At 68.3% G+C, this 11,081-nt stretch carries 11 protein-coding genes; 5 read left to right on the top strand and 6 right to left on the bottom strand.

Annotated elements, in window-relative coordinates; genetic code table 11:
* Positions 1-208: 208 nt before the first annotated feature.
* Positions 209-2,143, bottom strand: a complete 1,935-nt coding sequence (locus M9979_RS09495) for a potassium transporter Kup (protein ID WP_254289104.1) — start codon at positions 2,141-2,143, stop codon at positions 209-211.
* A 150-nt stretch (positions 2,144-2,293) separates the two neighbouring features.
* Between M9979_RS09495 and pdeM the strand changes: the two genes are divergently transcribed.
* On the top strand, positions 2,294-2,956 hold the full coding sequence (gene pdeM, locus M9979_RS09490) for a ligase-associated DNA damage response endonuclease PdeM (RefSeq protein WP_254289119.1): 663 nt from the start codon (positions 2,294-2,296) through the stop codon (positions 2,954-2,956).
* A 189-nt stretch (positions 2,957-3,145) separates the two neighbouring features.
* On the opposite strand, the gene msrA is transcribed toward pdeM, so the two are convergent.
* The 4 genes from msrA to pabB form a co-directional block, all read right to left on the bottom strand.
* A complete protein-coding gene (gene msrA, locus M9979_RS09485; protein WP_254289103.1) occupies positions 3,146-3,799 on the bottom strand; it encodes a peptide-methionine (S)-S-oxide reductase MsrA in 654 nt (217 codons plus the stop codon).
* A gap of 38 nt (positions 3,800-3,837) precedes the next feature.
* Complete coding sequence (locus M9979_RS09480; RefSeq protein ID WP_254289102.1) at positions 3,838-3,984, bottom strand: hypothetical protein; 147 nt, start codon at positions 3,982-3,984, stop codon at positions 3,838-3,840.
* A 291-nt stretch (positions 3,985-4,275) separates the two neighbouring features.
* Entirely contained in the window at positions 4,276-5,475 is a 1,200-nt protein-coding gene (locus M9979_RS09475; RefSeq protein WP_254289101.1) for a pyridoxal phosphate-dependent aminotransferase, read from the bottom strand.
* A 37-nt stretch (positions 5,476-5,512) separates the two neighbouring features.
* Entirely contained in the window at positions 5,513-7,306 is a 1,794-nt protein-coding gene (gene pabB, locus M9979_RS09470) for an aminodeoxychorismate synthase component I (protein WP_254289100.1), read from the bottom strand.
* 80 nt (positions 7,307-7,386) lie between these two features.
* Between pabB and M9979_RS09465 the strand changes: the two genes are divergently transcribed.
* Entirely contained in the window at positions 7,387-8,061 is a 675-nt protein-coding gene (locus tag M9979_RS09465) for an MBL fold metallo-hydrolase (protein ID WP_277998479.1), read from the top strand.
* A 56-nt stretch (positions 8,062-8,117) separates the two neighbouring features.
* Here M9979_RS09465 and M9979_RS09460 read toward each other — a convergent pair whose 3' ends face one another.
* The gene (locus M9979_RS09460; RefSeq protein WP_254289099.1) at positions 8,118-8,558 is read right to left on the bottom strand and encodes an MAPEG family protein; all 441 of its coding nucleotides are present in this window, start codon (positions 8,556-8,558) and stop codon (positions 8,118-8,120) included.
* 203 nt (positions 8,559-8,761) lie between these two features.
* Here M9979_RS09460 and rpmF point away from each other — a divergent pair, with 203 nt between their 5' ends.
* From rpmF to M9979_RS09445, 3 genes are read left to right on the top strand one after another with little or no spacing between them, the layout of a single operon-like run.
* On the top strand, positions 8,762-8,941 hold the full coding sequence (rpmF, locus tag M9979_RS09455; protein ID WP_254289098.1) for a 50S ribosomal protein L32: 180 nt from the start codon (positions 8,762-8,764) through the stop codon (positions 8,939-8,941).
* Between the two features lie 31 nt (positions 8,942-8,972).
* Positions 8,973-10,004 (top strand): phosphate acyltransferase PlsX, encoded by a 1,032-nt coding sequence (gene plsX, locus M9979_RS09450; protein WP_254289097.1) that lies wholly within the window; start codon positions 8,973-8,975, stop codon positions 10,002-10,004.
* On the top strand, positions 10,001-10,969 hold the full coding sequence (locus tag M9979_RS09445) for a beta-ketoacyl-ACP synthase III (protein ID WP_254289096.1): 969 nt from the start codon (positions 10,001-10,003) through the stop codon (positions 10,967-10,969). Before plsX ends, M9979_RS09445 begins: the two co-directional genes overlap by 4 nt.
* Positions 10,970-11,081 lie beyond the last annotated feature (112 nt).

The following is an 11,081-nucleotide window of genomic DNA, read 5'->3' as shown; positions in this document are numbered from 1 at the left end:
AACCCCGGAACGGGAGCCGTGACGCCACGCGCTGCGGGGCCGTTACCCCGCAGCGCGCTCGCCAGCCGCATCAGCTTAAACCACAATCCTCAGAGACAACCCCGGACTTGTTCCGGGGTCCACTCTGCGGCGGGCGGATCGCGTTGAGCCTCTTGTCGTTCGCTGGCGGAACAGTGGACCCCGGAACAAGTCCGGGGTGACGAAGCCTTTACACCGTCACCTGCTCGCCCAGCTCCAGCACCTTCCCCGGCGGGATCTTCAGGAAATCCGTCGGATCGCTGGCATTGCGCTGCATGAACATGAAGATGCGGTCCTGCCACAACGGCATCCCCACATCCGCCTCCGGCTTCAACGTATTGCGCCCGATGAAGAAGCTCGTCTTCATCGCGTCCAGGCTGCGCATCTCGGTCTTGCCCCCGACGCCCAGGTCCGCCGGCACGTCGGGCGATTCCATGAAGCCGTAGCTCAGCACGACGCTTTCGAAATTGTCGTCGAGCCGCTCCACCGTGCGGCGGTGCTCGGCATCGACCACCGGCCGATCGGTGGTGCGGATGCTGACCACCAGATTGCGCTCGTGCAGCACCTTGTTGTGCTTGAGGTTGTGGAGCAGCGCGCCCGGCGCCGCGCGCGGATTGGCGGTCAGGAACACCGCGGTCCCCGGCACCCGCTCCGGCGGCCGCTTGGCGAGCGCAGCGGCGAGGTCGGCGAGCGGAATGCTCTGCCGCGCCTCGAACGCGCGCACGATGCCCTTGCCGCGCACCCAGGTGTAGATCAGCAGGCCGATGGCGGCGGCGATCACCAGCGGCACCCAGCCCCCCTCGACCACGCGCAGGATGTTGGCGCCGAAGAAGATGAGGTCGAGGGTGAGGAACGGCAGCACCGCGGCCAGCGCCCATGCCCGCTTCCAATGCCAGACGTGCCGCGCGACCAGATAGCCGAGCAGGCTCGTCACCACCATCGTCCCCGTCACCGCGATGCCATAAGCGGCGGCCATCGCCGACGAGGTCTTGAACTGGATGATGAGCACCAGCACGCCGACCATCAACAGCCAGTTGATCGCCGGCAGGTAGATCTGGCCCGCGAAATCGGCCGACGTCTGGCGCAGCTTCATCCGCGGCAACAGTCCCAGCTGCACTGCCTGCTGCGTCAGCGAAAACGCGCCGGTGATGACCGCCTGGCTCGCGATGACGGTCGCGAAACCGGCGAGCACGATCAGCGGCCCGCGCACCGATTCGGGCGCCATCAGGAAGAACCAGTCCTGGTTGGTGAACGCCGTCCCCGCACGCTGCGCCGCCTCCAGATGCGACAGCGCGAACGCCCCCTGCCCCAGATAGTTGAGCGTCAGCGCCGGAAAGACGAGGACCAGCCAGGCGATGCGGATCGGCTTCTTGCCGAAATGCCCCATGTCGGCGGTCAGCGCCTCGGCGCCGGTGACGGTCAGGAACACCGCACCGAGCACGAACAGTCCCACCGTGCCGTGGCTGCCGAGGAAGCGGATGCCATAGCTCGGCAGCAGCACGCGGAAGATCGAAAGCTCGTCGGCGATATGCCAGATGCCGAGGCCCCCGATCGTCAGGAACCAGACGATGCACACCGGCCCGAACAGCCTAGCGACGATCGCGGTGCCGCGCTTCTGGATCAGGAACAGCGCGATCAATATGCCGATCGTCAGTGCCCGGATCGTGCCCTCGTCGAACAGCCTGGCAGCACTCGGGATGGTGCGGAGCCCCTCCATCGCCGACAGTACGGACAGCGACGGCGTGATGATCGCATCGCCGTAGAACAGCGCCGCCCCCGCCGCGCCCAGCACCAGTGCCACCCGGCTGCGCATCCCGATCGACCGCCGCGCCAGCGCCGCCAGCGCCAGCACGCCGCCCTCGCCGTGATTGTCCGCGCGCATCAGGAACAGGACGTATTTGACCGTGACGATCAGCGTCAGCGTCCACAGCGCGAGACTGAGCACGCCTAGGATCTCGCTTGCGTCGATCCCGTCCGCCGCCGACTGCGCCAGCGCCTCGCGGAAGGCGTAGAGCGGACTGGTGCCGATATCGCCGAACACGACGCCGATCGCGCCGATGGTCAGGCCGATCAGGGCGGGGTGGGGCTGGGCGGTGGTAACGGGTGGTTGGACGACGGGCGACATGCGCGCGACTACCCCTGAAAAGGACCTCCCGGCGGGAGGACGGCGCGCTTTACGCCTATCCGTTGGCCACGCAAGCGGATTTGCATTGCACCGCACAAGTCCTTGAAGACGCGCTTGATCCTGCCCGGCTTTGCGGGCAAGGCGCGTGTCATGGTTCCCTTTTCGTTCGGTGGTCATGCGCTCTGCGCCCTGCCCCAGGGGGCCTTGTGGTGGCCGGCGCGGCGCGCGCTGCTCGTCGCCGATCTGCATTTCGAGAAAGCGAGCTGGTTCGCCGCACGTGGTCAGATGCTGCCCCCTTACGATTCGCTGGCGACGCTGGCCGATCTCGCCGGACTGGTCGCGACGACGGGCGCGGCGGAGCTGTGGTGCCTCGGTGACAGCTTCCACGACAGCGACGGCTGCGACCGCCTGCCCGCGGAGGCACAGGTTCGTCTGCGCGCGCTGACGCAAGCGCTGCGCTGGACGTGGATCACCGGCAACCACGATCCCGCGATCAAGGACCGCTGCGGCGGCGACACGGTCGAACAGGCGGAGGTCGACGGTCTGATCCTGCGCCACGAAGCCGATCCCTGTGAGACCCGCCCCGAACTGTCGGGCCATTTCCACCCCAAATTGCGCATCCACGTCCGCGGCAAACAGGTCGCCCGCCGCTGCTTCGTCGCGACGGCGCGCAAGATCGTGCTGCCCGCGTTCGGCGCGCTGACCGGCGGGCTCGACGTCGACCACCCCGCGCTGACCAAGGCGGTCGGCCGCGGTGCCGAGGCGTTGGTGCCGGTGGAACAAAGACTGCTGCGCTTCCCGATCGCGGCGTGATCGCCTCATCACCGGTAATGGTGATCGATGCCTACGACATTGCCAGAAGCAACACGTCACCCCGGACGTGTTCCGGGGTCCACCGCGCCGCAGGCGGCATGATTGCGCCTCAAGCCGTTACGCCGGCCGCACCGTGGACCCCGGAACACGTTCGGGGTGACGGAGGATATGTGGCCAGTGCGCCTGCGCTCACCGATACAGCGTTGGAAACCCCGCCTTGAACGCCGCGACCTTGGGCTTGTCCCAGTGGACGATATACGGATGCGTCGGGTTCCGGTCGTAGAAATTCTGGTGATACGCCTCGGCCGGGAAGAAGCCGCCCTGTTCGACCCGCGTCACGATCGGCGTCGCGAAGCTCTTCGCCGCGCCGAGCTGCGCGATATAGGCGCGCGCCACCGCAGCCTGCCGCGCATCCTGCGGAAAGATCGCCGAACGATAGCTTGGGCCGCTATCCGGCCCCTGCCGGTTCAGCTGCGTCGGGTCGTGAGCGATCGAGAAGTAGACGCGCAGCAGCGTCGCATAGCTGACGACGCGCGGATCGTAGACGACACGCACCGCCTCGGCATGGCCGGTGCGCTCGGTCGACACCTGATCGTAGGTCGCGGTGTCGGCCTTGCCGCCCGCATAGCCCGCGGTGACCGCCCGCACGCCCTTCACATGTTCGAACACCGCCTCCATGCCCCAGAAGCAGCCACCGGCGAACACCGCGGTCTGCGTCCCTGCGCCCGCGGGCACGTCGGCCTTGGCGACGGGGATCGGCACCGCACGCTCGGCCTGCGCGAACCCGGTGGAGGCGAGCACGGCGGTGGTCAGGCCGGCGATGGGCAACAGGATTTTCAGCATGATCTCAAGATGGTGGCGCACCGCCCCGACGCCAAGGGTCAGCGTGCCGCGACGATCGCCGACGCGGCGGGCAGCGGCGGCACGGGTTGCGCGCTCGCCGGCTGCAGCGTGACGACCCCGACCGCGCCGATGGCGAAGCCACCGACGAACTGCCAGAAGAAGCCGCTCTTGAACATCTTGCGCATGACGCACCTCTGTCTCTGTCCGAATGCAGCTACGTCGCCGCATCCCGTTCGGATGCCGGGATCGTCCTCCCGGCCTCCAGGCTCAATGCCGTTTATAGAAACGCTGCATTAACGCCGCGTGGCGGGCGCGTTCATCAGCCGTCAGGATTTGGCCGATGCGGCCGGAGCCGGTCCTTCCAACCAACAGCCGTTCGGGCTGAGCCTGTCGAAGCCCTGATCTCCACGAGCCAAACAGCCTGTGGAAGCCAGCCCTTCGACAGTGAGCAACGCCCGGTCAGGACCGCCGGGCGGCTACTTCAGATCCGCACACGCCTGCTGGATCCGCGTGCACGCCTCGCGCAGCAGGTCGTCCGACGTCGCGTAACTGATCCGCATCGCCGGCGACAAACCGAACGCCGCGCCCTGCACCGCCGCGACCTTGGCGTCGTCGAGCAGATAGCCGACGAAATCCTCGTCGCTATCGATCCGGCGGCCGTTCGGCGTCGTCTTGCCGATGAGTTCGGCGAACGACGGATAGACGTAGAACGCCCCCTCCGGCGTCGGGCAGGTCATGCCGGGAATCGCGTTGAGCATCCCCACCACCAGATCGCGCCGCCCCTGGAAGGCGCGCGCGCGCTCCTTCAGGAAGTCCTGCGGGCCGTTGAGCGCCGCCACCGCCGCGGCCTGCGCGATCGAGCAGGGGTTGCTGGTCGATTGCGACTGCAGCTTGGCGATCGCCTTGATGAGCCACGGCGCGCCCGCGGCGAAGCCGATCCGCCAGCCGGTCATCGCGTAGGCCTTGGAACAGCCGTTGACCGTCAGCGTCCGCTCGTACAGCTCGGGACAGACCTCGGCGATCGTCGCGAAGCGGAAATCGTCATAGACGATATGCTCGTACATATCGTCGGCGAAGATCCAGACGTGCGGATGCCGCGCCAGCACCGCACCGAGCGCCTTCAGCTCGTCGACGGTATAGGCCGCGCCTGTGGGATTGGACGGCGAATTGAGGATCACCCACTTCGTCTTCTCGGTGATCGCTGCGTCGAGCGCTTGCGGAGACAGTTTGTAATCCTGCTCCGGCCCGGCGATCGCGAACACCGGCGTGCCACCGGCGAACTGGACGACGTCGGGATAGCTCACCCAGTATGGCGCGGGGATCACCACCTCGTCGCCCGGGTTCACGCTCGCGACGATCGCGTTGAACAAGGTATGCTTGCCGCCGACGTTCACCGTCACCTGATCGGTGGTGTAGGTCAGGGCATTGTCGCGCGCGAACTTGGCGACGATCGCCTGCTTCAGCTCGATCGTGCCATCGACGTTGGTGTACTTCGTCTTGCCGTCGCGGATCGCCTGGATCGCCGCTTCTTTCACGAAATCGGGCGTGTCGAAATCGGGTTCGCCCGCGCCGAGGCCGATCACGTCGACGCCGGCGCGCTTCAGCTCGAGCACGCGGCTGGTGATGGCGAGCGTCGGCGACGGGCTGATACGGCCGAGGGCGGCGGAGGGCTTCATGGGTCTGGGGCCTTGCTGGCGGACGGGACGCGGGCGCCTATAGCGACAGCGCAGGCTCTTTCGCAATCGCGAGCATAGCCGGGATCAACCCGCGCAGCGCATTTCCGACGAAAAATTGCCCGGCAAGGTCGTCCGGCGACAGATTAGCTTCCACCGCCCGCCCCGAATCGATCAATTGTGAGCGCAGCACGCCGGGCACCAACCCCAGTGCCAACGGCGGTGTCCGCAGGCGTCCTGCGGGGTCGGGCACGAACAACGAGGTGAAGCTCCCCTCGGTCAGCCAGCCGTCGGGCGCCACGAATACCACCTCGTCCGTTCCCGCCGCGGCCCGCGCGGCATCGTAGAAGCCGCGATCGCTGGTCTTGTGGCGCAGGCGGAAATCGGACGCGGCGACCGGCAGCGGTACCACCGCGACGGTCAGCGGCCGGTCGAACACCGCGGGCATCGGTGCCACCTCGATCGCGATTCCCCCACTCTGCGCCAGCAGCAGCCGGATGCGCGCACGCTCCCGCAGGCGAAAGGTCGCCGCCTGCAATTCGTTGCGCGCCGCATGCCGGTCGAACCGGAACCCCAGCGCCTCCGCACTCGCAGTCAACCGCGCCAGATGCCGTTCGAGCAGCGCCATCCCCTCCTCGGGATCGAACGCCATCGTCTCGATCAGGTCGAGCGGCCGCTGCCCGGCAGTGACGAACGCCCCCTTGGCGAGGCATTCCGCCCATTCCTCGTCGGCGCGGCTGTCGGCGACGATCCCCGATCCCAGCCCCAGCTCGGCGACCTCGGCCCCTTTCGGCACGGCGAGCGTCCGGATCGCCACGTTGAACCCCGCATCGCCGTTCGCATCGATCCAGCCGATCGACCCGGTATAGGCGCCGCGCGGCGCAGCCTCGACCTCGGCGATCACCTCCATGGCGCGCTGCTTGGGCGCGCCGGTGATCGATCCGCAGGGGAACAGCGCCGCGACCACGTCGATCGCATCCTGCCCCTCGGCCAGCGTCGCGGTGACGGTGGAGGTCATCTGGTGGACGGTCGGATAGCTCTCGATCGTGAACAGGTCGGGCACCGCGACGCTGCCCGCCACCGCGACGCGCGACAAATCGTTGCGCATCAGGTCGACGATCATCAGGTTCTCGGCGCGCTGCTTGGCATCGGCGTGCAGCGCCGCGGCGCGCGCCGCATCCTCGTGCGCCGTCTCGCCACGCGTCGCGGTGCCCTTCATCGGCCGGCAGGTGAGCCGATCCCCCTCCAGCGCGAAGAAAAGCTCGGGCGACAGCGACAGCAGGTGCCGTTCGCCCGTCGCCACCAGCGCCCCATGCCCGGCCCGCGCACCCCGCCGCAGCCGCGCGTACAGCGCCAGCGGATCGCCCGCGAAGGCGACGTCCGCGCGCAGCGTCAGATTGGCCTGATAGATATCGCCCGCGCGGATCAGCGCCAGCACCCGCGCCAGCGCCGCGTCATAGACATAGCGCTCGATCCGCGGCACCGGCGCGGCTGCCCACGCCCCCGCCGGATCGGGCAGCAGCGCCGCGACCTCCGCCGCCGCCAGCGCACGATGACCGGCGAACAGCCCGAACCACAGCAACGGCCCGTCCACCGCCCGCGCCGGCAGCGCGCGCGGCATCAGCGCCGCCCCCGCCTCATAGCTCAGATATCCCGCCGCCTGCAGTCCACGCCCGCGCGCACCGCGCAACCGCGCCAGCGCCGGCGCGACCTCCTCCGGCCGCTCCGCCACGACGATCTCGACCGGATCGGCATACAGCCGCGCGCCCGCCCCATCGGCACGGGCCCCCTCGATACGGAGATCGTCGATCAGCACGAAGGGCGCGGTCAGCATCCCCTGTCAAATGCACGGCGCACGCGTCCGGGCGCAAGCGGCGATTGCCCGCCCGCCCCCGCCTGCCTATCTCGGGCGGCATGACCACTTCCCCCTCGCAAGCCGCGCCGCTGAAAGCCGCGATCGTCCAGGTGACGCCCTTCCAGCAGAATTGCACGCTGATCTGGTGCACGCAGACGATGAAGGCCGCGGTCGTCGACCCCGGCGGCGACCTGCCCCGCATCAAGGCGGCGATCGCGCAGGCGGGGATCACGGTCGAGAAGATCCTGCTGACCCACGGCCATATCGACCACGCCGGCGAGGCGAAGACGCTCGCCACCGATCTCGGCGTACCGATCGAAGGTCCGCACGAGGCCGACCGCTTCTGGCTCGCCCGCCTCGACGACGACGGCCGCAACTACGGCATGACCGGCGTGACGTTCGAACCCGACCGCTGGCTGGTCGAGGGCGACACGGTCACCGTCGGCAACCTTAGCCTCGACGTCTACGAGACGCCCGGCCACACATTGGGCCACGTCATCTTCCACCACGCGCCGTCGAAATTCGCGCAGGTCGGCGACGTGCTGTTCCAGGGCTCGGTCGGGCGCAGCGACATGCCCGGCGGCAATCACAAGCAGCTGATCGAAACGATCGTCACCAAGCTGTGGCCCTTGGGCGACGACACCGCCTTCATCCCCGGCCACGGCAATCCCAGCACCTTCGCGCACGAACGTGCCAACAACATGTTCGTCAGCGACAAGGCACTGGCGGAATAGGGGCGCTCGTTTCCGTCAAACCGTAAAGCTGCCATGTCGCAGGGCGTGCAGCAGCGTTAGGCCATCGGCGAACCTTCGACCGGCAACACACGGATCACCGGCGCCGCGCCATAGCCATACGCCACCGCCAGCGCCCACACCGCCAGCGCCAGCAGGATCGTCCAGGTCAGCAGCGCGCCGGCGGCGCGCCAGGGGTTGGAGGTCGCGCGGTCCATGCCGACCGCATGGGCGATCCGCGCCGCGACGAACGTGCCGCCGGCGATGCCCAGCCAGCGCGCCGATCCGCCGCCCGCCTCGATCAGCGCCATCAGGATCAGCACGAACGGCGTATATTCGACGAAGTTCGCATGCGCCCGCGTTCGCGCCAGCAGTCGGGAATCGCCATTGTCGCCGAACAGGACCTTGTCCTTGAGCCGGATCGGCACGACGCGCATGGCGAGCGCGATATTGCCGATTCCCGCGGCGGCGGCGATGGTGAGCGTGACGGGTAGCAGCATCGATGCGGCCCCTCCCTGTCGGGCCGGCGCCGTGATGCGCCCCTCCGGCAAAGCTTGCAACAGCGCGGGAAATCGCTATAGGCCCGCGCTTCGCGATGCGTCCGGTTGTCGGTGGCGTCCCGCGGCGGCGCCTTGCCGACCGTGGTACGTGCCGCAGGGCGCATCGATATCCGTCAAGCCGATTTCTAGAACAAGGTGCCGAAATGGCCGTCCCCAAGCGAAAGACCTCTCCCTCCAAGCGCGGCATGCGTCGCGGTCACGATTCGCTGACCGTCGCGTCGTTCCAGGAGTGCCCGAACTGTGGCGAGCTGAAGCGTCCGCACAATCTGTGCACCGCTTGCGGCCACTATAACGGCCGCGAGATCGTCTCGGTCGAGGGTTAACCCCCTCCCCTCCCATTCGGATTAGCGCTGCATGCCCGACAATTCCTGGATCGCCGTCGATGCGATGGGCGGCGACGAGGGGCTGGCGGTGATGCTCGCCGGCGTCGCCGCGGCACGCCGGCGGTTCGAGGGCATGCGCTTTTTCCTGGTGGGCGACGAGGCCGCGGTGCGGGAAGAGCTCAAGACTCACCCGAACCTCAGCCAGCATAGCGAGATCGTCCACGCGCCCGAGACCGTCGGGTCGAGCGACAAGCCGAGCCAGGCGATCCGCCGGTCCAAGACCACATCGATGGGCATCGCCATCGATCTGGTGAAGCAGGGCCGCGCCGGCGCCGCCGTCTCGTCCGGCAACACCGGCGCGCTGATGGCGATGGCGAAGCTCGCGCTGCGCACGCTGCCCGGTATCGACCGCCCCGCGCTCGCCGCGCCGCTCCCTACGCTCGGCGACAACGACGTCGTCATGCTCGATCTGGGTGCGAATACAGAGGTCGACGCGCGCAATCTCGTCCAGTTCGCCGTCATGGGCGCGGCCTATGCGCGCACGATCATGGACCTCGACAGCCCCCGCGTCGCTCTGCTCAACATCGGCAGCGAGGACCAGAAGGGCACCGACGAGATCCGCGACGCCGCCGCGGTGCTGCGCGGCCAGACGCATCTGCCGCTGACCTTCACCGGCTTCGTCGAGGGCAACCAGCTGGCGCGCGGCAACCACGACGTCATCGTCTGCGACGGCTTCGCCGGCAATATCGCGCTCAAGACCGCCGAAGGCACCGCACGCTTCGTCGCCGATCTGCTCAAGCGCGCGTTCAGTTCGTCGGTGCGTTCGAAGGTCGGCTTCCTGATCTCGCGCCCTGCGACCGAGTTGCTGCGCGACCATCTCGACCCCAACAACCACAATGGCGCGGTCTTCCTCGGCCTCAACGGCATCGTCGTGAAGAGCCACGGCAGCGCCAACGAACGCGGCGTCGCCACCGCGATCGGCAACGCCGCCAAGATGGTGCGCGCCGACCTCACCCGCCGCATCGCCGAAGACCTCGGCAATTTCGAGAAGAGGGCCGCATGATCCGCTCGGTCGTCCTCGGCACCGGATCGGCGCTGCCCGAACGGCGCGTGTCCAACGCCGACCTGGAACAGCAGCTCGATACCAGCGACGCCTGGATCGTCGAGCGCACAGGCATCCGCTTCCGCCACATCGCCGGCCCGCTCGAGACGACCTCGACGCTGGCTGCCGACGCCTGCCGCGCCGCGCTCGACTCGGCGGGGATCGCCGCAGCCGACATCGACCTGATCGTGCTGGCCACCGCGACGCCCGACCAGACCTTTCCGGCGACCGCCACCAAGGTGCAGGCGATGCTCGGGATCGACGATTGCGTCGCCTTCGACGTCGCGGCGGTCTGCTCAGGCTTCCTCTATGCGGTGCAGGTCGCCGATGCGATGCTGCGCACCGGCATCCACCGCCGCGCGCTGGTGATCGGCGCCGAGACGTTCAGCCGCATCCTCGACTGGGACGATCGCACCACCGCGGTCCTGTTCGGCGACGGCGCCGGCGCGATCGTGCTCGAGGGGCAGGAAAGCGACGCGGACGCCGGCCGCGGTATCCTCGCTACCAGGCTCCACGCCGACGGCCGCCACAACGACCTGCTCTATGTCGATGGTGGCCCCTCGACCACCGGCACCGTCGGCAAGCTGCGCATGAAGGGCCGCGAGGTGTTCCGTCACGCCGTCGTCAACCTCGCCGCGGTGATGACCGAAACGCTGGTGCTGGCGGGGCTGGACGCCGGTCAGGTGGACTGGGTCGTGCCGCATCAGGCCAATGCCCGCATCCTGGACGCCACCGCCCGGAAGCTTGGACTCGATCCGGCCAAGGTGGTGGTCACGGTGGACCAGCATGCCAACACCTCCGCCGCCTCGGTGCCGCTGGCGCTCGACGTCGCGGTGCGCGACGGTCGCATCCGCCAGGGCCAGATCGTCGTGCTGGAAGCGATGGGCGGCGGCTTTACCTGGGGCGCGGCGGTCGTCCGTTTTTGACGCGTTGCGCCATTTCGGGTAGTTTTGGCATTAAGTCACCGGTTTCCATGCCGATAAAGTCACTTTCGGACACGACGCCGCTGGTGTAACCTTCTGGTGGGGATCGTAACCG

This window comes from Sphingomonas liriopis (genome assembly GCF_024211255.1).
Taxonomy (GTDB): Bacteria; Pseudomonadota; Alphaproteobacteria; order Sphingomonadales; family Sphingomonadaceae; genus Sphingomonas; species Sphingomonas liriopis.
The sequence above is the reverse complement of the archived record's forward strand: the minus strand, read 5'-3'. Positions and strand labels throughout refer to the sequence as shown.

Bases quoted from the DNA above. Each gene is read 5' to 3' on its own strand.
- M9979_RS09495 (WP_254289104.1), bottom strand. From the start codon at position 2,143: ATGTCGCCCGTCGTCCAACCACCCGTTACCACCGCCCAGCCCCACCCC.
- pdeM (WP_254289119.1), top strand. From the start codon at position 2,294: ATGGTTCCCTTTTCGTTCGGTGGTCATGCGCTCTGCGCCCTGCCCCAG.
- msrA (WP_254289103.1), bottom strand. From the start codon at position 3,799: ATGCTGAAAATCCTGTTGCCCATCGCCGGCCTGACCACCGCCGTGCTC.
- M9979_RS09480 (WP_254289102.1), bottom strand. From the start codon at position 3,984: ATGCGCAAGATGTTCAAGAGCGGCTTCTTCTGGCAGTTCGTCGGTGGC.
- M9979_RS09475 (WP_254289101.1), bottom strand. From the start codon at position 5,475: ATGAAGCCCTCCGCCGCCCTCGGCCGTATCAGCCCGTCGCCGACGCTC.
- pabB (WP_254289100.1), bottom strand. From the start codon at position 7,306: ATGCTGACCGCGCCCTTCGTGCTGATCGACGATCTCCGTATCGAGGGG.
- M9979_RS09465 (WP_277998479.1), top strand. From the start codon at position 7,387: ATGACCACTTCCCCCTCGCAAGCCGCGCCGCTGAAAGCCGCGATCGTC.
- M9979_RS09460 (WP_254289099.1), bottom strand. From the start codon at position 8,558: ATGCTGCTACCCGTCACGCTCACCATCGCCGCCGCCGCGGGAATCGGC.
- rpmF (WP_254289098.1), top strand. From the start codon at position 8,762: ATGGCCGTCCCCAAGCGAAAGACCTCTCCCTCCAAGCGCGGCATGCGT.
- plsX (WP_254289097.1), top strand. From the start codon at position 8,973: ATGCCCGACAATTCCTGGATCGCCGTCGATGCGATGGGCGGCGACGAG.
- M9979_RS09445 (WP_254289096.1), top strand. From the start codon at position 10,001: ATGATCCGCTCGGTCGTCCTCGGCACCGGATCGGCGCTGCCCGAACGG.